The organism is Pseudomonas sp. NPDC087639, assembly GCF_044743385.1.
GTDB lineage: Bacteria > Pseudomonadota > Gammaproteobacteria > Pseudomonadales > Pseudomonadaceae > Aquipseudomonas.
Genome location: NZ_JBIUWI010000015.1, coordinates 74,834 through 98,074, shown reverse-complemented (window position 1 = coordinate 98,074; position 23,241 = coordinate 74,834). Strand labels below are relative to the sequence as shown.

The window sequence follows — 23,241 nt, the reverse complement described above, 5'->3', positions numbered from 1 at the left end:
GACATGACCGACAAGCAACGCAACCAGTTGCTGGCGAGCATGACCGACGAAGTCGGTGGTCTGGTGCTGGGCAACAACTACAAGCAGACTCAGGCCCTGTCCCTGGCGGCGCGTCGTGCCTACGAGCGCATCGCCGAGTACAAACGTCTGATGGGCGATCTGGAAGGCCGTGGCAAGCTGGACCGTGCCATCGAGTTCCTGCCGACCGAAGAGCAGATCAACGAGCGCGTTGCGGCAAGCCATGGCCTGACCCGTCCTGAGCTGTCGGTGCTGATTTCGTACAGCAAGATCGACCTCAAGGAACAGCTGCTGGGTTCCTTGGTGCCGGACGACGACTACCTGACCCGCGACATGGAAACGGCCTTCCCGCCGACCCTGGTCAGCAAGTTCTCCGAAGCCATGCGTCGTCACCGCCTGAAGCGCGAGATCGTCAGCACCCAGATCGCCAACGACCTGGTCAACCACATGGGCATCACCTTCGTTCAACGACTCAAAGAGTCGACCGGCATGAGCCCGGCGAACGTGGCCGGTGCTTACGTGATCGTGCGCGACATCTTCCACCTCCCGCATTGGTTCCGTCAGATCGAAGCGCTGGACTACCAAGTCAGCGCTGACGTGCAACTGGAGCTGATGGACGAGCTGATGCGTCTGGGTCGCCGCGCTACGCGCTGGTTCCTGCGTGCCCGTCGCAACGAGCAGAACGCTGCCCGTGATACCGCGCACTTCGGTCCGCACCTGAAAGAGCTGGGTCTGAAGCTCGACGAACTGCTCAGCGGCGAAATCCGCGAAAACTGGCAGGCGCGTTATCAGGCTTACGTCGAAGCCGGTGTGCCGGAACTGCTGGCGCGTATGGTCGCGGGTACCTCGCACCTGTACACCCTGCTGCCGATCATCGAAGCTTCCGACGTGACCGGGCAGAACCCTGCCGAAGTGGCCAAGGCCTACTTCGCCGTGGGCAGTGCGCTGGATGTCACCTGGTACCTGCAACAGATCAGCGCGCTGCCGGTTGAAAACAACTGGCAGGCCCTGGCCCGTGAAGCGTTCCGTGATGACGTCGACTGGCAGCAACGTGCGATCACCATCTCCGTCCTGCAACAGGGCGACGGCACTCAGGACGTGGAAGCACGCCTGGCGCTGTGGATGGAACAGCACGAAGGCATGATCTCGCGCTGGCGCGCCATGCTGGTGGAAATCCGTGCTGCGAGCGGCACTGACTACGCCATGTATGCGGTTGCCAACCGCGAGCTGCTGGATCTGGCATTGAGCGGGCAAGCGGTGGTGCCTGCGGTTGCTGCGAATGCCGAGCCTGAATTGGCGTAAGTAGTGGCTGAATGAGAAAGCCCCGGTATCGTGAGATGCCGGGGCTTTTTTATGTCTGAAGGTTTTGTGGTGTCTGGTCTGGCCCCTTCGCGAGCAGGCTCGCTCCCACATTGGTTTTGTGATCGACACAAGTCCCCTGTGGGAGCGAGCCTGCTCGCGAAAGGGCCCTTACATTCAATACAACTTCTGACCTTGTTTACTATCCAGCATCGACACTTTGTCCGCCGGTCTGGCCACTAAATTGTTGAGCGACTGGTCAAACTTCTGCAATGCCCTTACTTGAACGTCTTGTTGTTGATTGATGTCAGCAACAATCTCCTCCGAACGTTTGAAGTCCGCCCAGATCGGCGTCAGTTCTTTAGCTTCCGAGCCTTTAGCCGTGCCGATGTAGTTGAGTTGTGCATCATAAAAATCGGCACTCACGTCCGCCTTGATATCGGAACTGCGCGAGGTAATCAATTGGCTGTGGGTGCCAATGATTGCCACCACATCCGGTCTGGCCGCACGCAGGCTTTGCATGTCCGGGTAGACCGTTACCGAGCCGAACTGGCGCTGTAACGAGGCGTTGACCCATTCCACCGCCATGTCCGGTTTTGACGTCGCGACATAGGCGTCATGGATCGGTTGCACCAGCAGGCTCTGGCCGAAACCGGTGCCGGCATTGGCCTGATAGTCGCGCAGGTACTCACGATTGGTTTGGGTGCTTGGGCTGTAAACGACACCGAGCGCGACGCCGGGACCGCTTTTCACCTGAGTGGCGCTGCTGCGGCCGGTCGGATGGGGCAGTAGCGTGTCAAGGGATGAGACCGCTCGGGGAGCGGTGGGTACGGAACAGGCGGAGAGGGCTAAAACGGAAATTACCAACGTACTGGCCAACGCAAGTTTCATGGTGGATCTCCCGTGAAACAACCTCAGTCGGAAAGTTACAATTGCCGAGTTTTAAAAGGGCGCTCGGCGTTAATTCAGACTAAACCGGAGAACCTGTAAGGCAGCTGACAATTTGTCGGTTTATTATTGCGTGGATAGTTTCATTTGCTTTAAACGGCATCGGTTAATTGCGCCGAGCAATAAAAAGTCTCAAATCAGTGATTCGAGCCTTTTTATTTATGGCTGGCCAGACAGCCATCAGTCTTTCAGGGGGATCAACACCTGCTCGTCCGGGGCCAACACCATAAACACCAGCAACTTCGCCGGTTTGCTCTTACTGGCATTTTTCGACACCAGATGTTCGGAGCCGGCCGGTTCGTACCAGAATTGACCCTTCTTGTAAGTGGTCGGCTGTTCGCCCTTGACCTGGGAAATGACTTCGCCTTCCAGCACGTAAGCCATGGCGGTGCCTTCGTGTTTGTGGGCGATGGACGATTGGCCGGGCTTGTAATCGACTTCGATCATCATGGCTTTTTTGCCGGGGGCGTTTTTCAGCATCTGGTCTTGCAGCACCGTGACTTTCTCGGACGGATCATGGGCGAGGGCCGAGGCGGAAATCGTCAAGGCGAGGGCGGCGGTGAGGACGTGCAGGGCTTTCATGGCGGATCACCTGTGAAGTGGGGAGGTCGGTGATCACAGTAGAGCGCGGGGTGGCGCATTCAAACGGCCAATATTCGGGAAGATCGGGTGACCAATCTGATCTGCGGGGTGATCAAAAGCAAAAGATCGCAGCCTTCGGCAGCTCCTACAGAAATCGGTGTAGCCTTCTGCCGAAGGCTGCGATCTTTTGATCTTGCTTCTAAACGATAGGAAAACTGTTGAAATCCACGCTATTGGCCAACCGGCTATCGATCAAATCGATAAACCCCTGCGCCTCGGGCCGGTTGAAATGCGCCTGCATCGCCGCTTCCGACTGCCAGTGGGCGCTGACCGTCCAGCGGTGGCTGTCATCGGGGCAGCGGTCGACCATATAGGAGTCGCAGCCCGGGGTTTCGCGCAGGGTTTCGACGATCTTCTGCAGTTGCCTGCCCAGTTCATCCGAGCGGCCGGCGGCAGCCTGCACCTGTACGGTGTTGATCACTTCGTTGGACATTGCTCACACTCCTGAATCAGGCCGGACGAATCCTGCTCATTGAGGGATAACGCCTGTGCAGGATAGGCCTGCCACCCCGTATCACCAATAACCAATCGGCGGTTAATCCGTTAGGCCAATCACTCAAGCGACTTGCTGAAGGATGTCGCGCAGGCGATCCAGTGCGATATCGATGTCCAGCGTCTCGATGGCGCCAAAGCCGAAGTACAGACCGCTTTTCACCGGTTGCTGATAATAGAAACCGTCGATGGCGTAGAGCCCGACTTCGACCTTTTTCGCCAGTTCGATCACCAAAGGCAAGTCGATCGGCTTCTTGCACAGCGCGGCCATGTGGAACCCGGCGCTGGGTGGCACGGCCTCAAGCCACGGCGACAGATCGCTGGCCATGCGCGCCAGAATTCGCTCGCGGCGCTGGGCGTAAATCGCATGACAGCGGCGGATATGTTTGAGCAGGCAGCCCTCGGCGATGAACTTCGCCAGCGCCCATTGCGGCAGGGTAGAGGCGTGCAGGTCGGTGAGTTGCTTGGCGCGGATCACCGCTTCAAGAATCGCCGGCGGCAGGATCGCATAACCCAGCCGCAGCTCCGGCAGCAGTGTTTTAGAGAAGGTCCCGACGTAGGCGACGATGCCGCGCTGGTCGAGACTGAACAGTGAGTCGGTGGGCCGGCCTTCGTAGCGAAACTCGCTGTCATAGTCGTCCTCGATGATGATTGCGCCCAGCTCATGGGCGCGGGCCAGCAAGGCTTCGCGACGTGCCGGACTCATCGGCATGCTCAGGGGAAACTGGTGCGACGGGGTGACGTAAATCAGCCGCGTGCCCTCGGGAATGTGCTCAACCACAATGCCTTCGGCATCCACGGGCACGCCGATCACTTCCGCGCCGTGGGTGCCAAACAGCAGACGGGCCGGCGGGTAGCCCGGATCTTCCATCGCCACCCGGCTGCCGGGGCTGATCAGTACGCGAGTAATCAGATCCAGCGCCTGTTGCGCGCCGTTGCACACCACAATGTCTTCGTCCTGGCAGTTCACCCCACGGGAAAACGCGATGTGCCGGGCAATCGCATTGCGCAGCGCCGGCAAACCTTCGGGCGCGCTGTAGAAGCCTTTTGAACCGGCCATCTGGCGCATGGCGTGGGAGACACAGCGGCGCCAGTCGTCATGGGGAAACTGGCCTTTGCTGGTGGCACCGCCAATGAAGTCGTAGCGCAACGAGCCTTCCAGCGTCGGGTGGCGCAGGAACACCGGCAGGTTTCTCCAGCGCTCGATCACCTCGGCGCTGGCCAGCTCGGTGTGGCTTTGTTTGCGCTGGACTTGCGCCGGGCGTGCGTTGACGTAGGTGCCTTTGCCGATCACGCCGGTCAGGAAGTTTTCGTAGGTCAGTTGGGCGTAGGTGTCGGAAATGGTTTTGCGCGAAATCCCCAGTTGCTCGGCCAGCAAGCGGCTCGGCGGCAACTGTGTGCCAGCGGCCAGACGCCCGGATTCGATGGCACCACGCAGTTGTTGATACAACTGACCAGCCAGATCCTTGCGGCCGTTGATCACAACGTGAAGTTCCATACCGACGCGGCTCCGGGGGGCGAATTGACGTGTCGGCCAGATTACCGCTGTTGCCTGATCGGCAGTAGTTGCGCAGCCGAAAATCCCCAAATTGGCCCCAATCCCTGTAGGAGCTGCCGAAGGCTGCGATCTTTTGACTTTGGTTTTTTATAAACAAAAGCAAGATCAAAAGATCGCAGCCTTCGGCAGCTCCTACACGGGATTTGTGTTTGGCCGGGATGCAGTGGTGTGCCGGTTTTCCGTGCAATTGGGGCTGTAATGCGTCGCTGTCGGCGTTTACGGTGAAGTCATTATTCCGTCTACCGAGAACAGCCATGCCCCCGCGCCTGGATTACTACAACGCTTCGCCCAAGGCGATGAAAGCCATGATTGCCATGGAGGCGCTGACCAGCAACCTGAGCATCGAGCAGCCGCTGCTGCAACTGATCAGGATCCGCGCCTCGCAACTCAACGGCTGCGCGTTCTGCACCGACATGCATTCGGTAGACGCGCGACGGGCCGGGGAGAGTGACCGGCGCTTGTATGCGATTGCGGTGTGGCGCGACAGCAACTTCTTCAACCCCCGCGAACGTGCGGCGCTGGGGTGGGCCGAGGCGGTAACGCTGCTCGCCGAAAGTCATGTGCCGGATGATGTTTATCAGCAGGCACGCGAGCAATTCAACGAAGGGGAAATGGTCGACCTGACGATGGCCGTCACCACCATCAACAGCTGGAACCGGCTGGCGGTGAGCTTTCGCCAAACCCCGAGCGACTGACTGACGCATAACTCTGTGACTGACGTATAACCCTGTGACTGAGGTATTTCCAGTGATTGAGGTATTCCTTGTGGTGAGGGGATTTATCCCCGACGGGCTGCGCAGCAGCCCCAAAACGTTGCGACTCGGTACATCAGGCACATCCCGTGTAACGGGTTCGCGACTGCTGCGCAGCCGATTGGGGATAAATCCCCTCGCCACAGGTGTTTGATTCATTTATTGATTATTGGTGAGGTTGCAGTGTTGGCTGGTGGGCGCTGCGGTTTCACCGAGGTGCCAAAGGTATTGCCCATCCGCGTGCTGGTCGCGGCCGGTGTCGCTAGGCCAACCTGATTCGGCGGTCGCTTGTTCACCGGCACGTTCAGCGCCTCTTGATTCTTTTCCGCCGCCGCCGCGCCTTCGGGGTTGTTACCCATCTGCTGGCTCAGGCAGTCGTAATTCGGCGCCTTGTAGCCGCCGACCGTCACTTCCACGCAGCCCAGCGGTTGCTCGGCGTGGGCGCTGACGAAGGCGCTCAGCAACAGCCCGCCAAGGGCGATTTTCCACAGTGATTTCATGCAGGCCTCCTGGCCGGCCCGAAGGGGCCGCGCTATGCAAGAAGTCTAGTGCACGCCGTGCGCAAATCCCGTGATGGTTTTTTTGCAGTGGCCGTCACACCAGATTCATAAACAGCCCTCAGGATGACGATTTTCAGGGATACGTCAGCCGTGCAGCGAGGCAGTTCCAGGGACGGTCTTCAGCGTTCAACGACTCTTGTGCGCCGGCTGGGTCTGGGGGTGCTGCTTGCCTGGCTGACGGGCACTGCGACAGCGGACCCGGTGCCGGCGGACTTGCGCATGACGCTGCACATTCCGGCGCAGGATCTGGCCCGGGCGCTCGATCAGTACAGCCACGCCACCGGTGTGGCGGTGTTGGTCGACAGCCAGTTGAGTCGCGGTAGACGCTCCCTGGCGGTGGATGGCGAATACACCGCCGCCGACGCGCTGCGCCGCCTGCTCGGTGGCAGTGGTTTGATGGCGCGCTATGCCCGTGACGATGCGTTCACTTTGCAAGTGGCGCAGGTCGAAGACGTGCCAGCGCCGCCGCAAAAGCAGTCGCCCGAAAGCGTGGCTGTCAGCCGCAGTTACGCCACGGCGGTACAAGCGGCGATCGAGCGCAACCTGTGCCGGTCGCCGCTGACCCGTCCGGGCAGCTATCGCGCGGTGTTGCAGGTCTGGGTCGGGCGCGATGGCCTGGTGCAACACAACCGGTTGGTCACTTCGACCGGTGATGTACGGCGCGATACCGCGCTGGTGGAAAGCTTTCGCAATCTCAGGATCGACCGGCCGACGCCCAGCGCCTTGCGTCAGCCGGTCACGTTGCTGTTGTTACCGGAGTCGTCAGGAAAACGCATGGAATGCACCACATGGGAAGGAGTTTCCGGGGGATGAAAGACACCGGACAAGGTTCGCTGGTCCAACTGTTCCTGACGTCCTACGAGGACTTTCGGGTGCGCCTGCGTCGGCGTCTGGGCTCGGAGGATCTGGCCAACGACGTGCTGCACGAAACCTACCTGCGCGTTGATCGCATGGAGATGCCGGCCAATATCGCCCGGCCCAACGCCTACCTCTATCGCATGGCCCTGAACATCGCCGCCGACCGGCGTCAGGCCGATGCGCGCCTGCTCACCGGCACCGAGGTCGAAGAACTGCTGCAAATCGGTGACGAGGCGCTCGACCCGGCGCGGGTGGTGGGCGGGCAAAAGGAAATCCAGTCGTTGCTCAAGGCGCTATACGAACTGCCGGCGCGGCGACGGCGGATTTTTATCGCGGCGCGTCTGGAAGAGGCGCCGCACCTGGAAATCTCCCAGCGCTTTGGCATTTCCACGCGCATGGTCGAGAAGGAAATCAAAGCTGCCTTGGGCCATTGCGCCGCAAAACTTGAAAGAAAAGTGTTTCAGCGGTTCGGTCGCGGGGCCGGAAAACCGTCTTCAGAGTAGTGCCCGATTAATCCGTTGAGAATCTGCGCGTCTTGAACATCTTTCGACTGACACCTGCCGAGCCTTCGGCCGCCGAGCGCCTGCAAAGCGAAGCCCGCGACTGGCTGATCCTGCTGACCTCGGGCCGCGCCACCGTGGCCGACGCCCGAGCGTTGCGCCAGTGGTGCGCGCAGAGTCCTGAACACGCGAGCGCATTCGAAGAGACCAAAGCTCTGTGGCATTTGCTGCAACCGGCGGCAGAAGGTTTGCAGGCGCCGCGTGGGTTTGGGCGACGGGCGTTTCTGGGTGGCGCCATCGCCGCGTCGGCGGCGTTCTTTTTGGTGCGCGGGACGATCCCCGGTGGCTTTGGCGGGTTGGGTGCTGATTTCATCACTGAAGTCGGGCAGCAGCGGCGTTTTGAGCCGGTGGAGGGTGTGAGCCTGGAGTTGAACACGCAGACCCGGATCAACCAGCGCGCGGTCGATGGCGGTGTGCAGGGGTTTGAGCTGGTCAGTGGTGAAGTTGAGGTACAGACCGCGCGGTTGCCGTTGGCGATGCAGGCCGGGGGCGGGTGGTTGCGGGCGAGTCAGGCGCGGTTCAATTTGCGTAATACCGATCAGCAGGTCTGTGTGACTTGCCTTGATGGTGCGGTGGAGGTGGACGTTGAAGGGCGCCGTTTGCGTTTGGAGCCGGGGCAGCAGGTGACTTATGACGCGCGGCAGGTTGGCAGTGTGCAGAGCGTTGACACGGCGGCGGTGATGAATTGGCGGCAGCAGGTGTTGGTGTTTAATGGGGCGACCCTCAGCCAGATGATCGACGAGATCAACCGCTATCGACCGGGGATGTTGCTGCTGCTCAATCGCGAGCTTGGGCAGCGGCGGGTTCAGGCACGCTTCAGTCTTGATCAACTCGCGGGTGTCGCGTTGTTGATTCGGGATGCTTATGGGGTTAAGTGCACCGAGTTGCCAGGCGGCGTCGTCGTCCTTAGCTAGTGGGGTGGATGGTGTACATATCCGTTGCTGCGGTAATGGCTGCTTAGGGTTCCGCCCTGACGGCGGGTCACTTTTGACAAACGCCTCAAAAGTAACCAAAAAGTCTTTGCCCTGACGTTCGGCCCTCGCTGTGGCTCGGGTTCCTTCGCTGCGGGATTGATCCGGGCGCATCGCCTCCGGTTTGCTGCGCTGCACCTCCTCTCGATGTGTTCGACTTCGTCGAACGGTCGCTTCGCTCCCACCCCCGGATCAATCCCTCCACTCAGCCTTCCGACGGGCGTTTAGATCAAAAGCGGTACTCGAGCTAACGCTCATTGTTTTGAGTGGGGCGGCATGCGCCGCGTGCGGGGGCGTACTTGATACCTTGTGGGAGCTGGCTTGCCAGCGATGACGGCCTGCCAGCCAACCTATCCCCAACTGACTGCCCCCAATCCAATTGTGGGAGCGAGCCTGCTCGCGAAAGCGGTCTATCAGTAACAACAATGTTGACTGACCCACCACTTTCGCGAGCAAGCTCCCTCCCACATTTGATTAGCGGCCGGCCAATTATTGCAACGGCCCAATCACCTGCCGATATTTCTCCACCCCCTGCGGCGTCTGCCGAGTCAACCGAATCTCCAGCCCTTGGGGATCCTCCCGCCGATTACCACTCAACTGCCGCCAGCCCTTATCCGTTTCCCAAACCCGAACCTGTGCATCGCTCACATCCTTCAGCACAGCAACCCCGTCAGTAGGCGCCGGCAACGGATACCGACTCCGCGCCGCCGCCACCGCCCGATACAGCGTGTCACCCTTGACCCACCACCGCACCCGCTGCAACGCCCCCGGCTGATCCGCCGCCGTGCGAATGATGTCCAGGCGAAAACCCTTGCTGTCACTGCTGCGCACAGTAATCGCAGGCGGGGCGCTAGGCGGTTCATCGTCCACGCCGACTTTCTTCGGCTCGGTCAATTCAATGCCCGCGCGCATGTCCACATCCCGCTGCAACTGATTCAACGCCCGCAACAAACTGTCACTCTGCTCACTGCTGGCCTGCAAATGGCTGTCAGCCCGAGTCACGCTGTCGAGCCCACGCCAGGCAATCAAACTCACCACCGCCATCAGCAGAATCGCGACCATCACTTCGATCAGGGTGAAACCTTGTTGGTCCTTCATTGCACGCTGATCCGGCCGGCGCCATCGCGCAACACGCTCAGGCGATTGAAACCATCAGACAAGGTCAGTTGCAGCGGCGGGTTGATCCATTCGGCGTTGAGCACGACTTTCTGTTTCGGCTCCACGCGAACCTCCATCTTCGGGCTCTGCCACGGCCGTGGGCGTAATTGCGGATCCTGGCTGAAATGCTCGAAACCCTTGCCACTGTCACTGCGCCGACTAAACCGAAACCCCTTGGCATCACTCACCCACACAATCGGCCGGCCATCCGCGCGGGCCTCCGCCTGCGCCACCTGCAGCAACTGCGCCACGCGCTCGGCGTCCTTGCGCAGCAACTGCAGCGGATCGGGCTTGATACTCAGGCTGATCGCCGCACTGGCGATACCGATGATCACCAGCACCACCATCAACTCGATCAGGGTAAAGCCCCGTTGCCTGTTCATCGATTGCGCGCTCCTTTGCGTTGAGGAACATCCTGCACGGCCAACATGTAAGGCGTGTGAAATAAAACCGTGAGAATTGCCGCGTAGTCTGTGGGCAGGGACTAAAAGGAGATTCAGCCCATGACGTTCACCGCACGCTTTTCCCCACCGCAAATGGTCCAGGCCGTGGCACTGCTCGCCGCACTGGTCGGCGTGGCGACGTGGTCGTCGCTGCTGCTGACCACCGCCGAATCCCACACCCCGCCGGCAGCCCCGCAATTGCTCGCGGTGCGTAGTGATAGTCCGGCATTGCAGTGGTTTTCCAATCAAACGGCGCCGGTGGATATCAAGGTGAGCGGGGTGATGGCGGGGAGTCGGGGGGCGGTGGCGATACTGAGCCTGAACGATGGGCCGCCACGTAGTTTTTTGCAGGGGGAGAAGGTTGGGCCTGGGGTGAAGTTGTTGGCGGTGGAGGGGGATGGGGTGGTGATTGAGCAGGGTGGGGAGAGAGTGCGGTTGGAGGTGGAGAGGTTGGCGGAGGGGGTGGTGTTGCCTAGGTTGGTGAGGCCGTGAAATGAGGGAAGGGCAGTTATTTTGACGTTTCGTATGTAAACATCTCTAAATGACCAATTTACCGGCTTCCGTAGCCACGGTTGGTGATTGTTTCCCTTTTGGGGGGGCTGAGAGCGTTCGTTAAAAGGGAACAACCTGAGTTAACGGGCTTTGGAGCGCGGAGGCGGTTACTGCATTATCTGATCAGAAACGCAGTCAAGCTGTTTTCGTGCTTGTAATTTCTAGGTGGCGGTGTGCTACTATTTGGCTAGGCTTATAGATAGATTTTTGGTCGTGTTTCGCGACCTGTGATACCGAATGTCGGAGTACATTGCTCCTACAATTTGGCAAGCCATTGTGCTATTCAGGGTTTCTTGAAGTTTCGCATAAGAGTATCTATAAGCCTATTTTATATGATTAAATTGAAACTTTTACAAAGTGCTTCATCGCTCCGAGATCTTTCCATTGTTCTCGGTTTTCAGCCAAAGGCTGTTTCATATATTATCTATAAGCATAGTAAAGAGCAGCTTTACACTACTTTTACTATTCCCAAAAAATCCGGGGCCACCAGAATTATTCATGCCCCTTGCCCTGAGTTGAAAAACCTTCAAAGTGTTGTTTCAAAATACCTTCAAGATTGTCTTGATGAAATCAATGAATCTAAGAGTATTAGTCGCAGTCTTTCGCACGGCTTCAAGCGTGGGTATTCAATAGTCACGAATGCCAGTGTGCATAAACATCGTCGACTTGTGCTGAATTTAGATTTAGAGGATTTTTTTGGATCTATAAATTTCGGGCGAGTGCGCGGTTTTTTTATTACAAATAACAATTTTTCATTACAACCTTCCGTGGCAACGGTGCTGGCACAAATTATTTGCTTCGATAATAGTATTCCACAAGGAAGTCCATGCTCGCCAGTGGTGTCTAATCTCATTGGACACTTGCTAGATATAAAACTTGCTAAACTCGCATCGGAAACAAAATGCACATACTCTCGATACGCTGACGATCTGACTTTTTCTACGAATAAACAGCAATTTCCTGCTGATATAATCTTACCTGGACCCTTACCTCATGATTGGGTGGTAGGGGCGAGACTAGAGAAAATTATACGGAAATGTGGATTTGCAGTTAATAATAAAAAAACAAGATTGCAGTACCGAAACTCGCGTCAAGATGTGACCGGTTTAACCGTGAACCAAAAAGTTAATGTCCCAGCGGAGTACCGTCGTCGAGCTAGAGCAATGGCGCACAAGCTTTTTGAAACGGGTAACTTTCATGTTGAGAAACTTTCAATAGCGGATTCTGGTAAGGTGGCTGCGGAAAAAAGACTCGGCAGTATTGATGAGTTGGCCGGAATATTTAGCCATATTGCGATGGTTACTCAACATAATAACGCGCTGGCCATTGCCGCCAAGGTGAATAATGCTTCTGGTGAGCTTTCATCAATCGAAAAAACTCACCGAGATTTTATTTTTTATAAAAGTTTTTACGCCAACCCCAAGCCAATGATAATTTGCGAGGGTAAAACCGATAATGTATATTTACGCTGTGCAATACGTAGTTTGGCGAAAAGTTATCCTTTGCTGGCGAAGTTTGATGCTCAAGATGAAGTCGAGCTTTCAGTGTCGCTGTTTAAATACTCCAAACTAAATTCACATCTGCTAGGGCTTAGCGGTGGGTCCTCGCAGTTAAGGGGGTTTATATCGGAGTTTTCCAGAGGGGCCGCTAAATATCGTAGTCAGAGGTCACCATTTCCAGTTATTGTTTTGATAGATAATGATAAGGGCGCCAAGGAAATATTTTCCACCATCAAGTCTACGACTAAAACAACTTCAAAAATTGATGGAGGTTTACCTTATTACCACATTGCCCAAGGATTATACGTAGTACCTACACCAAAGCTTAACGGTGCTATAGAAAGCAAAATCGAAGATTTTTTTCCAGATGCAACATTAAACCAGATTTTGGATGGTAAACGGTTTAATTCTGAGAATGAAGATTTAAAGTCGGACGAGTACGGCAAGCATTATTTTGCTGAATATGTAGTGAAGAAGCAGCAAGCTAATATAGACTTTTCAGGGTTCAAAACATTGCTTGACGTCATTTCCACAATAATCGCTCAGAATATAGGCTTGCATATGAGTGCGGTTGCTAACTCGCCTACGCCCGTAGCTTAAATAAATATTGAATAACTCGAGATAGAAGGGGGCATGTTTCTGTTTGTTGCACTGTCAAGAATTAATTTGAGCTGATTTTTTCTGGAATTATCTAGTCCTCGTTGAATGGATAACGTAGGAAAAACTTTATAAATAGAATGATGATAGAATATGCAGGTAAGTTGTTTTGCTTGTTTTTTATTTGGCTGATCATCTAGCATGAATAATATCGAGGCATCCGGGTGTTTTAAGGGGCGAGAAGTGATTTGTTTAGCCATGTATTAAGCCGAGTAACGGCATGTTAAAATTAGGCTGGGAGGGGTGGCAAAAATGCAGCGACAGAGTGAAAAAAATTTGGAAGCTTCACTATCACCGCCGAATTTTTACTTCAGGCAGATACAGAAAACAATAAAGCTTTGGAAGCAGTCAAAGATATCAACACTCAGTGACCCAATTTTTTCATTTTTTTCAGGAGGCGAAGTTACTGTTAAATCTGCTAAGCTCAATCCAATTCACATTCGCATACTGCTCGATCTGAGGTTGCACCGTAATGTAAGTCGGGAGTCAGATATACTTCTCGATTGGATTGAGGTGATTTTTTTCTATTTTCGTGAAATGGCAGCATGTCCTCAGCTTGCGGGACAGATATGGATGCCATGCTGGCATATTTTATATTTCATGGACCCTTTAGGTGAGCGAAGCCTAAGCGCAAAAATACAAATGGCAAGTTGGGCAAATTTCTACGAGCCTGAATTAAAGCAGATGTCATTAGATCATATAAAAAACCTGTACTTGAACAAGAAGTATGACCGTGTAATGCGATCTCTATTCTTGTCTGGCGCCATAAATAGGGGGTGCTCAGATCTTATATATAATGTGGAATATGCTTACTATAACAGCGATATACTTCCTTCCTTTGTTAAGTTTCAGGCTCATATCAATTACTATGTTGAGGTTGATTCGTCGCGTGAGGTTTTAAACAATATAATATCCATATTGAATTGGCCTGAGCTATCGAATTATCGCAAAACCAAGATGGGTCTTCTTCAGCCGGTTATTTTGAAATTGATTAATGGGAATAAGTACACCGATCTGCTGGTTCTTGCAAGACTTCTCAAGTCAAACGTCGACTTCGATAATTTTTGGTGCAGTCATGCATTTCTCTTTCCTAATGCCCCTAGTGGTGTTGTTGCGCTATCAAACTCTGACAGAATCACATTGCCTAAAGCTGACAATGCGAAAAGCTACAAAGAACTGATCAACGCTATAAATCGACTAAGTGCAGTGTCTATATCATTACTAGGGGAAGATAACCTTACTGCAGATGTTGAGCTAGACCGATTTGGGTGTCCAATAATCGGGGATAGCTTGGATGAATTACGCACCTCTGTGATTGATCACTACGCGCTGGATGATGGTATTTATCAAGAGTTTAACTTAATGACGATCATGCCTTCGCACAATCATCCAGTTCAAAGCGCCCTATGCTCGTTAGATATTACACCACCAATAATCTCCGTTAGTATGGAAAATCTTCTAGATGAGCCTGAGAATAGAAAGTTTGTATTCATGCTTTCATCGTCAACATTCACATTTGAAAGTGAAAAGTCCTTCATTGAAAAACAGTTTGGTATAGATGCGAATATCGTCGTTGATCCAAAAACGAAAAAATTTCTAGAGCTGTTTAAGGATCCAAAAAATACTCATTTTTATATCTCGGCCCATGGAAGTTATGATCACTGGAATCCTGAGTTGGCGCATATCCATTTTTCAGAAAATCGAAAAATACCGCTAGCTGTACTAAAGTCAGCAACCAATAAGGCCGGCTATAGAAGAACTGTCTATCTTAATATTTGTGATGGTGCCACTTCAGAGTTAAGTTTTAATCCTTATAATAGTGGAATATCAGCTGCCCTGGCTCATGGGAATCAAGTTGTTATTTCTCATCTGTGGCCAATTCGGCCGCTTTATGCTTTTATTTCGGGTGTTCTTCTGCTTAAGTTTTTACAAATTCTCAGTGCGGCTGAAGCAGTTAGAGAAACGTATAACGTTCTTAAAGAAACGAATGGATCAATACAGGAGCGCTTAATGTCTTTTGGTGAACCATTCAATCCTGTAAGTGAGACGATTCAAAATACCGAAATAAAAATTTCGGAATTTAGAAATATTGGGAGTTTTGCCATATACGCCTAGCAGCAGGCGTTTTTAGCGGTGGCCGCCTCGGGGCTTTTTTTTCAGCGGGTCCCGAAAGGTAGCAATCGGACAAAAGTGGACAGTGGCAATCTAGCATTGAGGATCAGCACTTGACGTCACACGTTTACATTCTGCATGACCTAAAACACCCTAGATTCAAGATCGGCAAAGCGAACAAAATACTCGCTAGAGCCCGGAGTTTTCGGTGGGAGTCGATTGATTTTCATCAGTCACTTGGCGTTCGCCTAACGTCTGAAACCGATGCGTATACCTTAGAAAAAATTTTACATCGCACCTTCCGCCTTTCTAGCATTGATCCTCTCGAAGTGGTCGCTAGTGGAGGAAGCGCAGACGGCGCAAGCGAATGGTTCAACACCAGTTGCTTGCCGCGCTTGCTGCAATATTTGAAGGACAACCAGGACCTCCATCCTCACGTAATAGTCAGTGGAGGGGAGCTTGTCGCGCTGCTCGAAAGGCAGCTTCAGCCTTCACAAGCTGATATTGCTCGCGAGCAGCTTAAAAAAGAAAAGGAAGCGCGTCGTATCGAGCGCGAGGCGGAACTCATTGCGTTCCGACGCACGCAACTGGATGGCCTCCGGGCGAGTCTAAAGGTAGTTCATCCGAAGGTGGCCCAGGAGCTGGAGCGCCAAAAACAGAACGGTAATATCGTTGGAATCTGCGATACAAGCTTGGGATCGTACTTGGTGCTTGCTAATAAAATCCCACTGCCATCAGGCGCTTCGTTGTGGGGGCTGAAGCCACTATCAACGCACTACGAGTACCCACTTGGTGGTGGTTCGATAATGAGTAGCTTCAGCCAAATGACCTGGCCGGAGGGAACAATCTCTAAAGTCGGATTGCCTCGGATCTGCATGCGTGAAGATTTAATCTCTGAAACGGATGAAATTATCTATCAGGTTTTCCGAGAAGAGTTCGAATGGTTCAATCAGCTACAGCGCATTCCTGAAGAATGGATCAGCGCAATTTTCCCCCGCGGCCTTTTCTTGTCCCCATCATCAGACGATCACCAAAGCAAGCGTGCTATCGAAAATGTAATGGGCGCTTTATTGAAGGCCAGTTGCTGGTAGGGGAGTCAATTGTAGGTCTCTTGATCTAGTATCTAGAACCTTAATCTGAATGTGTGAACCACGCAGGGAAGGGACTGATGCACACACGCAGCAGTATTCAAAAGCACATAGTTCAGAATGGTGAGAAAGTCAGTAGGTGGCGCACTTGGACAGAGGTAAAGGAGAGGCAGTCAACGCCCTTACTGCAAGATAGTTTTCCTTCTGGCTACTCGAATTGGTTTGCTGTGGTGAAGGGCCATTCGATCTGGTGGATCTACACCGATACATCTGACGGTGGTGTCTGGAGCAGCCAGGGGATGGCCGTCACCGGATTTAGAATCGAATACGACGAATCCCTAGCGCAGAAGCTCTATGAACTAGTCTATGAGCATATAGTGAAAAAGTAATACCGCGTGCTTTCGTTACTGATGAAGAAACTCGACAGTTCAACTTTGAGCATGAGGACTGGACCAGTCCCTATCGTGCAGATCCCGGGCTCGTTGGAGGTTTGATTCGGGATATCGCTGAAGGCGTTAGGCGCGCAAGGCAAGAGGTTTCGGTGGTGTAGGCCTCTTCTGTGGCGTATTTGAGGCCAGTGCTGCCGTGCAAACACTGGCCGCTGAACCTGCAGGCCTAGAACTGTACTTCCGAGATTGAATCAGGGCCGAACCAACTCTGTAGAGTTGAGCTTGCGGGAGCAGACATCTCTTGAGTGAACAACAGAGCTAATCGTGTCTTGGGCCTAGAGCAGGCGACATAGAACAGATTGCGGTTGCGTTCGAATTTCTCACGCCTGTTCGCGGGAACAGATTGAAGGCTCGCATTCTCAAGCATTTCCCCGAAGTTATATTTGCTCCAGCCCCTACCCACCACGACAAGCACATTCTCGAATTGGGCTCCCTTGACGCCGTGCTTTGTTTCGAAGGGAGAATGACCGTCGAGGTATCGGCTGAGTGCCTGCACCTCGGAATACGGAATCCCATGAAGTCCCTGCAGTTCTGCCAGTCTTCTTGAGAGTTCGTTTCCTGCGCTATCAAAGGTTTCAAGCTCGTTCTCGAGCTTTTCAATCGTGTCGGGAAGTCGAGGGCGTCGTGTGCTCTGCAGGTGTTTGATGACCTCTCCCACGGTATTCTCATTTTGGAGTTTCGCTAGTTGGTTCATGGCGGTATCCCAAGCCGCTTTATCCTGATGCCTCGATAAAAGCGGTGTTCTGCCGCCTAATGCTTCAAACATCAATCCATACCGTTGGTTGGCGAACGCTTTGCAGGCAGGCTCCAGCGCGTCCACAAAGTAGGCGATGTGGGGGTGTTCCTTCTTGGTAAAGGCTTCATTGAACATGAAATTGGCAGCAAGATTTGTGTAGCCCTGCTCTGCGGCGAGCAAGCGATGCGTCAGCATTAATATTTTTGTGTTCTGCAGGTTCCAGCCATCGACCTCTAGCTGCTGCTTGACGTTGTTCAAGGCCATCTTGCCAACTTCGGTGGGGAGATCCCCTGCCCAGTGTGCACCTGTCTGTCTCGGCCCGGTCCATTTATTGGTCAGGAATACGCGAACTTGTCCTGGTGCATCGGGATCTGTCACACACTGATTCAGGCCTGGGCGCATGCGATTGAGGCAGTCCACCACTGGTTTAACGGAGCGGAAATTTGCTCCTTTGCCTATCTCCGTCACCGAGGGGTGAGTTAACCTACCGCAGCCGCCGTCGTAGATCTTTTGCCAGTGGTCACCAAAGAACCCGAACAAAGGGGAGTCTGGTTGGCCCAGAAAAAGAGTCTTAATGGCTTCAATCCAGTCTTTGTCGGTATCCTGATACTCGTCAACTAGAATGATGGGGAATCGATCCCTAACTATGCTGCGGAACTTAGCATGGCTCATCATCGCGATCGTAAGAGGGAGCACGTCATCGTGATGCAGGAGAGCTCGGCTGTCTCGAAGAGACCGATGTCCAAGGTTGTATTCGATACTGCGGTTTCCAATTCCACATCCGCTTTCGGCTAAGAGCTCCTGCCACTTAGGTAGCTGTGCGACTAACTCTCGTAGATTTTTTTGGAACCCGCTTATCAATGACCAGCAAAAGGCGTGGTTGGTCTCGCAGTAGATTGCGGGGCTTCGGTCTGTCCGCGCAGCAATCTGATCCTTGGCTACGTTGGTGAAGGTGATGCAGGCGATCTGCTGGTGCTCTCTCATGAGCGTGGCTTGATCCCGCTTGAGGAGGTACTTGAGCGCTTCAATAAGCGAGTAGGTCTTCCCCGCACCTGCACCAGCCTCCAAAAGGAAGCTCTTCCCGGCTTCGATACAGTCGTACATCTTCTCCAACGCGAGTTGACTGGCGCGTTCGGCCGGCGATTGCTTAGGCATTTTTTGGCACTCCTGACGCAGCCAGCGCGGTCTCGATAGGCGGTAAGTGCTTCGCTGGCGGAGTTAGCGTATCGTCGCTTTGGGCGAGCCATCGTATGCCGTCAAGCATGTATTTAGGGGGTGCCCAAGTAGTCTCGGAGATAGCGTACTTGAGGGCAAATTCCGATTTTTTCTGCTTGCCGGCAATTGCACGAGCTTCAAGTTCCTGATTGTCACTTGTTGTAGCTGTCAGACCAAATAATGCCGGATTTGCAAGGATGAAGGCATCTTCGAATGTTCTGCCACAAGGTCCCTTATCTTTTTCTGGGCACTGGTAGGCAATGCGATTTCCTTTCAGGATGCGCTGTGATTCGGTCATGGCCTTCAAGGCCGCCAGAGTGACTGGCTCATCTCCCTTGAACCAGGCTTTAAGGCACTCGTTGCTCGAATGCTTGCCTTGGTGAACCGCGCAGGCCTCGCCGCCGGGCTTCTCCACAGTGTCAAGATCGGTAATGATCAATGTGCGCAACTCAAGGAAGTCTAATAGCTCGAAGAACAGATGAGCATAGGCACCGCCAACTTCCATGACAGTCATGTACTGGCTGGAGAGTTTGGGCGTAGCGCCTTCAGCTACTTCCAGTTTTTTGATGATCTCCGGCAGCAAAAGACGCTCGCTAAGGCCTTCGACAAGTACAGCTTTGTCCGCAAAGAACAAATCGCACCGCGTCAAGGTCATGTATTGGTGTAGGAACTGCTTGTCTTCTGGCGGCGTTGATTTGAGGCCCTTGCGCAGGTCTTTGATCTTAGTTTGCCGGACACCTGTTGGTGCGCCGGGTGCTACCTGGCCAAGAAAATAGCGAATGCTCTCGAATCCAGCCGCATTCGCAATGTGGGATGAGTGTGTAGACACAACGAACTGGACTGGCCAAGGCATCTTGTCGGTTGATCCGGCAACAAGCTCCAGGGCGATCTTATCCAGTTGCCGAATGAAGACCTCCTGCATTTGAGGATGCAGGTGTGCCTCCGGCTCTTCAATGAAGATGAGATGTATCCCTGGCTGTTTTGCCTCTGCCCTGAAAGCTTTGTAGAAGCTTGCTAGCTGCAAGAGGATGAAGATCAGATTTCGTGCGCCGAGCCCGTTGTATGACTCGGGGAGTGTGATGCCGCTGTATCCCGGATAGCGCACTTTGGTGAAATTTGACAGCAGCTTTTGGATATCCAGGATGGTCTCTGTATGAAGTTCTTGCTGACCCAATCCGGGGTAGCCAAAGATCTGCAAAGCCGGTACCAGTGCTTTTAGCTGTTCGCTGAAACTGCCATCGACTTGTTTTTGGATGTCGCTAACGGTGTCCTTCAGGGCATCCGCAATCATTTTGTCAGCGGGTTCTGCTGAAGCTGAAGACGCGGTAGCGAACAGACTCTCCAGTGTCTTGGCAAGGACATCAGATTCCCTTGAGGTCACATCGTCCAATCCCCTCTGTGCGTTGATGAACCCCGTCTTCACCAAGCCAGATAATGCTGCTGGCGGTAGATCCCTGCAATTTTCTGGATCATTGGGGTCTTCAGCGAACAACTTCGTGCTGAACATTTTGGGGACGCGTTCACGCAAAGTACGAAAGAACGTAACTGTTGATTCGCTGTCTTCAGGATCAATGGAGAGGTCAGCGAAGAAGGCGTCCAGCACTCCGTCATCCAATTCATAACGCAGAACGAGTAACGCTTCGTGGCAATCGGGATTTAGATCAATTACAAACGGCGCAAGCGGTCCTAGCTGCGGTCTATCTGGTTCGTATTTGATCTTGATGCGTAGCTCAATGAAGGGAAGCAGGGCGCGTACGGTAGCATCGTCTCCGCCTTCAGCATGTGCTTGGTATGCTCTGCAGAATCCGTCATAGCTCGCACTAGAGAAGTCCTCTAGGCGAAAACGTGCGTTCGCGTCTGCTAGCAGTCGGCGCATGACTTCGGATAACGATGTTTTGCCGCTGTTGTTGCGACCCACTATAACGGTTGTCTGCGCTTCTAGTGCCAGATTGACGTCGGCAAGAAGGCGAAAATTCTTGATCTCCACTTGATGGATTCGCATCAGGTTCTCCGTGAGCTAAGGTGGGTCCGTTCGAATTGCTGACGGTGCCATACTTGCACAAAAAATGTGGGATTTTCAGTTTTGAACTATTCGAGCGAAAAGTTACTGAGTATTTCCTAGCGAGAAAAATGCACGGCGCGATACGCGGGTTGAGTATTGCGGTCACTTGATCAACCTTTTGCATTCGAGGTGACCGGACGCTTGCATGGTGTAGCCGCATGATGTGGTAATCGCTATCTGCCGCCATCCAACCATTTTCCCTCACCAGTTATCCTGCGCACCCCGCGAATGACAGGAATCAGCCGTTTGGGCATAGCCTTTTAAGCTTTGTCCTACAGCCAGCACTTGGGCTTTTCGATAGCGTCAGACTGTCAGAACCCAAGTCGGGATTCCCGAAATGAACAAGGATGATGCATGAGTGAACATGGAAACGTACCAAGGCCCGCGCAACCTAACCCGCCAAGAAATAAGGTCTACCGTGGTGTAGAACCGACCGACCTGCACGCCAAGCATTGGGCAGAATACCCAGAGGTTCCAGCCGAGAAACCGGCTGCTGCAAAGGAGCCAGCGGAACCCGGTTTTTACATCGTTCAGCAAGTTATGCCGCGCTCTGCGCTGGAAGCGGCATTGTTCGATAAGCCGGATGGAGCAACGCTTGAGAAATTCACGCGGCTCAACCCTCACATCACTGGCTACGCCAAGCCCGGTCAGCTTATTGTGTTGAGCGATCCGAACAATCCCCAGTGCACACTTGAAGAAGCGATGCTCATGGAGGCGGCTCAGAAAGTCGACGCAGCACTCAAGCCCATGAGCGACGAAGAGGCCAGCTTCATGGTTCGCTATCAGAGCCAGATAGAATCCGTCCTTTCGCAAGGCTCAACATCAATCGGTGTGGGTGAATCGATCTTCGCCAAGAACCTGGAAGACGTGAAAACCTCGCTGAAGGAAATCGAAACTCTGCACCAGAAAAGCTTTCAGCGTGACGGTCACCTGCGTAGCTCAGAATTCTTTGATGAGCGAGCACGACTGTTTGCCAAACTCGATAGACAGCTCACCGGGCTAACCAGAAAAGGCATCGGGTTCCCTGATCACCCAAGTTTGAAATCAGCTCTCGGCATATCGAGCAAAAGTTTGGTACATCACTGGAGCCTGGCCGGTGCTCCGGGACAGATTCCCGGTTACGCCACTCACGCGGAAGGTGTCGCCAGAGCAGCCAAGGTTGTGAAGTACGGTGGCTGGATTGGTACAGCCGTAGGGGGCGGGGCGTCTTACATGAAGGTTCAAGAGGTCTGTGCGGCTGGTAATGAAGACGCATGTGAAAAGATTAAATACACCGAGGGAGGTAGTTTCATTGGTGGTGTGGCCGGTGGGGCAATGACAGGTGCAGCACTGACTGCACCTGTGGTCGGTGCAATTTGTGTGGGGCTTGGCGTGCCTACGGGTGGATTGGGTACTCTCGCTTGCGGCGTGGTAGTTGTAGCGGCAGGCTCATATGCTGGCGGGGCGGTAGGAGGGGCCGGCGGTGAAATGTTCGGCGAAGTGATTTACGAGGTGACTAAATGAATACCGCTGAACTGATAGTCGGAGGGTTATGTGGCGTGGTGATTATCTCGATGATCATCTGGATCGGGATTGCTCTCTACATTGCACATATCAAGATGGACGTGATCCTTGAACACCTCAAAAACAGCTCTGCCGGCACTAGGTTAGCTGCGCTGAAGCACGGAGGTGCGTGGGGAAGATTGCTTCTAGTAGGTGGTGCCTCTGGTCTCGTTACGTTCACGAATTTCTACATGAGGCGCGGCACGCTCAGCGCCGATGACGTAGAGAATTTTCCTTCCTCACTCAAGCAGAGACTCGTGTTGATGCAATGGAGCGCAATAGCGCTGCTTTCTGCGATGGTTGTACTGGTTGCTTTGGGGAAATCAGGAATACTCAAGTAACCGTCCAACCTAAGGCCTGAGCTGGTCGGAAACATCAGAGCCAAAACCCATCTGGTTCCACTACCGACGGCAAAGGAATGAAGAAGCTTTTAATCGCAGCAATCCTCACCGTATTGACCATGCTCTACGTCGGCTACTACGAAGCCCTTGAGGATGGTGACATCGAGACGATTGTCGTCATCAAGAAGCACCCCACGTTGCAGATGAAGTTCTACAACATCCACGCCAATGATGGAGAGATCAGGAAGGTAGAGCGCCTGACGGCGGAGGAGCGGGGGTGGATTATTGATTACTGCAGGTACCGGTTGGGCATCGATACAGAATTGAAAACCCAGGATGACGTCAATATGTGCTCGAAGAAATAGCGCTTTTTATATGGCCGAGGCTGTCAGTTACGACTGGCAATCTCGGCCATTTTTTTTCGTCTGTTGGGGCAAGGGGAAAAATCTGTCGTGGGATCCGAGACAGAATCAGGGTCCCGATAAACATCAACGTTTAAAAAGACATCTCCAGACACTCTCTCAGGCTACACATCCTTGCTCCATTGCCTACAGCTACGTCAGAATCCGCCGGCTTGTGCGCCTTGGGGGCGGGTTCTATTGTGGTGCGGTCGCTGACGAATCAGCGATCGGATTTGACCGTCCGCCCAATATCAAGGCGCGCCAGCGTTCTGCACGTGTTCAGGCATTGTCTGAAATCATGTCGCGGTGGCTGTGCGTGGGACACCTT

At 53.6% G+C, this 23,241-nt stretch carries 22 protein-coding genes; 13 read left to right on the top strand and 9 right to left on the bottom strand.

The window, feature by feature from the left end; all coding sequences use genetic code 11:
* On the top strand, positions 1–1,320 hold a 1,320-nt coding region (locus tag ACIOVB_RS09280; protein WP_401266953.1), incomplete at its 5' end, for an NAD-glutamate dehydrogenase domain-containing protein.
* Between the two features lie 174 nt (positions 1,321–1,494).
* Here ACIOVB_RS09280 and ACIOVB_RS09275 read toward each other — a convergent pair.
* From ACIOVB_RS09275 to ACIOVB_RS09260, 4 genes are all read right to left on the bottom strand, one after another.
* Positions 1,495–2,208, bottom strand: coding sequence for an ATPase (locus ACIOVB_RS09275; RefSeq protein WP_401266950.1), 714 nt, complete (start codon positions 2,206–2,208; stop codon positions 1,495–1,497).
* 237 nt (positions 2,209–2,445) lie between these two features.
* Positions 2,446–2,847, bottom strand: coding sequence for a cupin domain-containing protein (locus ACIOVB_RS09270; protein ID WP_401266948.1), 402 nt, complete (start codon positions 2,845–2,847; stop codon positions 2,446–2,448).
* Between the two features lie 199 nt (positions 2,848–3,046).
* Positions 3,047–3,340 (bottom strand): putative quinol monooxygenase, encoded by a 294-nt coding sequence (locus ACIOVB_RS09265; protein WP_401266946.1) that lies wholly within the window; start codon positions 3,338–3,340, stop codon positions 3,047–3,049.
* A 123-nt stretch (positions 3,341–3,463) separates the two neighbouring features.
* Positions 3,464–4,897 carry a PLP-dependent aminotransferase family protein gene (locus ACIOVB_RS09260; RefSeq protein WP_401266944.1) on the bottom strand — a complete coding sequence of 478 codons (1,434 nt, stop codon included), beginning with the start codon at positions 4,895–4,897 and terminating at the stop codon, positions 3,464–3,466.
* A 314-nt stretch (positions 4,898–5,211) separates the two neighbouring features.
* Here ACIOVB_RS09260 and ACIOVB_RS09255 point away from each other — a divergent pair, with 314 nt between their 5' ends.
* Complete coding sequence (locus tag ACIOVB_RS09255; protein WP_401266941.1) at positions 5,212–5,652, top strand: carboxymuconolactone decarboxylase family protein; 441 nt, start codon at positions 5,212–5,214, stop codon at positions 5,650–5,652.
* 212 nt (positions 5,653–5,864) lie between these two features.
* On the opposite strand, the gene ACIOVB_RS09250 is transcribed toward ACIOVB_RS09255, so the two are convergent.
* Positions 5,865–6,209, bottom strand: a complete 345-nt coding sequence (locus tag ACIOVB_RS09250; RefSeq protein ID WP_401266938.1) for a hypothetical protein — start codon at positions 6,207–6,209, stop codon at positions 5,865–5,867.
* Between the two features lie 207 nt (positions 6,210–6,416).
* On the opposite strand from ACIOVB_RS09250, the gene ACIOVB_RS09245 reads away from it, so the two are divergent.
* Genes ACIOVB_RS09245 through ACIOVB_RS09235 form a run of 3 tightly spaced genes read left to right on the top strand, consistent with a single transcriptional unit; the run spans position 6,417 to position 8,601 of the window.
* Positions 6,417–7,082, top strand: coding sequence for a secretin and TonB N-terminal domain-containing protein (locus ACIOVB_RS09245; protein ID WP_401266956.1), 666 nt, complete (start codon positions 6,417–6,419; stop codon positions 7,080–7,082).
* Positions 7,079–7,630, top strand: coding sequence for an RNA polymerase sigma factor (locus ACIOVB_RS09240; RefSeq protein ID WP_401266936.1), 552 nt, complete (start codon positions 7,079–7,081; stop codon positions 7,628–7,630). Before ACIOVB_RS09245 ends, ACIOVB_RS09240 begins: the two co-directional genes overlap by 4 nt.
* A 32-nt stretch (positions 7,631–7,662) precedes the next feature.
* Positions 7,663–8,601 (top strand): FecR family protein, encoded by a 939-nt coding sequence (locus ACIOVB_RS09235; protein WP_401266934.1) that lies wholly within the window; start codon positions 7,663–7,665, stop codon positions 8,599–8,601.
* A gap of 546 nt (positions 8,602–9,147) precedes the next feature.
* On the opposite strand, the gene ACIOVB_RS09230 is transcribed toward ACIOVB_RS09235, so the two are convergent.
* Positions 9,148–9,756: a prepilin-type N-terminal cleavage/methylation domain-containing protein gene (locus tag ACIOVB_RS09230; protein ID WP_401266933.1), complete on the bottom strand. Its 609-nt coding sequence runs from the start codon at positions 9,754–9,756 to the stop codon at positions 9,148–9,150.
* Entirely contained in the window at positions 9,753–10,199 is a 447-nt protein-coding gene (gspH, locus tag ACIOVB_RS09225; RefSeq protein WP_187678592.1) for a type II secretion system minor pseudopilin GspH, read from the bottom strand. The genes ACIOVB_RS09230 and gspH overlap by 4 nt, the downstream gene beginning before the upstream one ends.
* A gap of 120 nt (positions 10,200–10,319) precedes the next feature.
* Between gspH and ACIOVB_RS09220 the strand changes: the two genes are divergently transcribed.
* From ACIOVB_RS09220 to ACIOVB_RS09205, 4 genes are all read left to right on the top strand, one after another.
* The gene (locus tag ACIOVB_RS09220; protein ID WP_401266930.1) at positions 10,320–10,751 is read left to right on the top strand and encodes a type II secretion system protein N; all 432 of its coding nucleotides are present in this window, start codon (positions 10,320–10,322) and stop codon (positions 10,749–10,751) included.
* 392 nt (positions 10,752–11,143) lie between these two features.
* Positions 11,144–12,910, top strand: coding sequence for a retron Ec67 family RNA-directed DNA polymerase/endonuclease (locus ACIOVB_RS09215; RefSeq protein WP_401266928.1), 1,767 nt, complete (start codon positions 11,144–11,146; stop codon positions 12,908–12,910).
* A 309-nt stretch (positions 12,911–13,219) separates the two neighbouring features.
* The gene (locus tag ACIOVB_RS09210; protein WP_401266925.1) at positions 13,220–15,082 is read left to right on the top strand and encodes a hypothetical protein; all 1,863 of its coding nucleotides are present in this window, start codon (positions 13,220–13,222) and stop codon (positions 15,080–15,082) included.
* 110 nt (positions 15,083–15,192) lie between these two features.
* Positions 15,193–16,170: a GIY-YIG nuclease family protein gene (locus ACIOVB_RS09205; protein ID WP_401266924.1), complete on the top strand. Its 978-nt coding sequence runs from the start codon at positions 15,193–15,195 to the stop codon at positions 16,168–16,170.
* Positions 16,171–16,782: 612 nt separating this feature from the next.
* Here the strand turns inward: ACIOVB_RS09205 and ACIOVB_RS09200 are convergent.
* Together ACIOVB_RS09200 and ACIOVB_RS09195 are read right to left on the bottom strand one after the other, a co-directional pair.
* Complete coding sequence (locus tag ACIOVB_RS09200) at positions 16,783–18,507, bottom strand: UvrD-helicase domain-containing protein (RefSeq protein WP_401266923.1); 1,725 nt, start codon at positions 18,505–18,507, stop codon at positions 16,783–16,785.
* Positions 18,500–20,569, bottom strand: coding sequence for an ATP-dependent nuclease (locus tag ACIOVB_RS09195; protein ID WP_401266921.1), 2,070 nt, complete (start codon positions 20,567–20,569; stop codon positions 18,500–18,502). Before ACIOVB_RS09195 ends, ACIOVB_RS09200 begins: the two co-directional genes overlap by 8 nt.
* A gap of 414 nt (positions 20,570–20,983) precedes the next feature.
* On the opposite strand from ACIOVB_RS09195, the gene ACIOVB_RS09190 reads away from it, so the two are divergent.
* The 4 genes from ACIOVB_RS09190 to ACIOVB_RS09175 form a co-directional block, all read left to right on the top strand.
* Positions 20,984–22,132: a hypothetical protein gene (locus ACIOVB_RS09190; protein WP_401266918.1), complete on the top strand. Its 1,149-nt coding sequence runs from the start codon at positions 20,984–20,986 to the stop codon at positions 22,130–22,132.
* The gene (locus ACIOVB_RS09185) at positions 22,129–22,512 is read left to right on the top strand and encodes a hypothetical protein (RefSeq protein ID WP_401266916.1); all 384 of its coding nucleotides are present in this window, start codon (positions 22,129–22,131) and stop codon (positions 22,510–22,512) included. Before ACIOVB_RS09190 ends, ACIOVB_RS09185 begins: the two co-directional genes overlap by 4 nt.
* 77 nt (positions 22,513–22,589) lie before the next feature.
* Entirely contained in the window at positions 22,590–22,877 is a 288-nt protein-coding gene (locus tag ACIOVB_RS09180; protein ID WP_401266914.1) for a hypothetical protein, read from the top strand.
* A gap of 10 nt (positions 22,878–22,887) precedes the next feature.
* A partial coding sequence (locus ACIOVB_RS09175; RefSeq protein ID WP_401266912.1) for a hypothetical protein occupies positions 22,888–23,241 on the top strand: 354 nt, incomplete at its 3' end.

Excerpts from the sequence above, each read along its gene's own strand:
- ACIOVB_RS09210 (WP_401266925.1), top strand. The coding sequence starts at position 13,220 with ATGCAGCGACAGAGTGAAAAAAATTTGGAAGCTTCACTATCACCGCCG.
- ACIOVB_RS09270 (WP_401266948.1), bottom strand. The coding sequence starts at position 2,847 with ATGAAAGCCCTGCACGTCCTCACCGCCGCCCTCGCCTTGACGATTTCC.
- ACIOVB_RS09220 (WP_401266930.1), top strand. The coding sequence starts at position 10,320 with ATGACGTTCACCGCACGCTTTTCCCCACCGCAAATGGTCCAGGCCGTG.
- ACIOVB_RS09180 (WP_401266914.1), top strand. The coding sequence starts at position 22,590 with ATGAAGAAGCTTTTAATCGCAGCAATCCTCACCGTATTGACCATGCTC.
- ACIOVB_RS09215 (WP_401266928.1), top strand. The coding sequence starts at position 11,144 with ATGATTAAATTGAAACTTTTACAAAGTGCTTCATCGCTCCGAGATCTT.
- ACIOVB_RS09230 (WP_401266933.1), bottom strand. The coding sequence starts at position 9,756 with ATGAAGGACCAACAAGGTTTCACCCTGATCGAAGTGATGGTCGCGATT.
- ACIOVB_RS09265 (WP_401266946.1), bottom strand. The coding sequence starts at position 3,340 with ATGTCCAACGAAGTGATCAACACCGTACAGGTGCAGGCTGCCGCCGGC.
- ACIOVB_RS09255 (WP_401266941.1), top strand. The coding sequence starts at position 5,212 with ATGCCCCCGCGCCTGGATTACTACAACGCTTCGCCCAAGGCGATGAAA.
- ACIOVB_RS09190 (WP_401266918.1), top strand. The coding sequence starts at position 20,984 with ATGAGTGAACATGGAAACGTACCAAGGCCCGCGCAACCTAACCCGCCA.
- ACIOVB_RS09240 (WP_401266936.1), top strand. The coding sequence starts at position 7,079 with ATGAAAGACACCGGACAAGGTTCGCTGGTCCAACTGTTCCTGACGTCC.
- ACIOVB_RS09185 (WP_401266916.1), top strand. The coding sequence starts at position 22,129 with ATGAATACCGCTGAACTGATAGTCGGAGGGTTATGTGGCGTGGTGATT.
- gspH (WP_187678592.1), bottom strand. The coding sequence starts at position 10,199 with ATGAACAGGCAACGGGGCTTTACCCTGATCGAGTTGATGGTGGTGCTG.
- ACIOVB_RS09250 (WP_401266938.1), bottom strand. The coding sequence starts at position 6,209 with ATGAAATCACTGTGGAAAATCGCCCTTGGCGGGCTGTTGCTGAGCGCC.
- ACIOVB_RS09195 (WP_401266921.1), bottom strand. The coding sequence starts at position 20,569 with ATGCGAATCCATCAAGTGGAGATCAAGAATTTTCGCCTTCTTGCCGAC.
- ACIOVB_RS09200 (WP_401266923.1), bottom strand. The coding sequence starts at position 18,507 with ATGCCTAAGCAATCGCCGGCCGAACGCGCCAGTCAACTCGCGTTGGAG.
- ACIOVB_RS09275 (WP_401266950.1), bottom strand. The coding sequence starts at position 2,208 with ATGAAACTTGCGTTGGCCAGTACGTTGGTAATTTCCGTTTTAGCCCTC.
- ACIOVB_RS09260 (WP_401266944.1), bottom strand. The coding sequence starts at position 4,897 with ATGGAACTTCACGTTGTGATCAACGGCCGCAAGGATCTGGCTGGTCAG.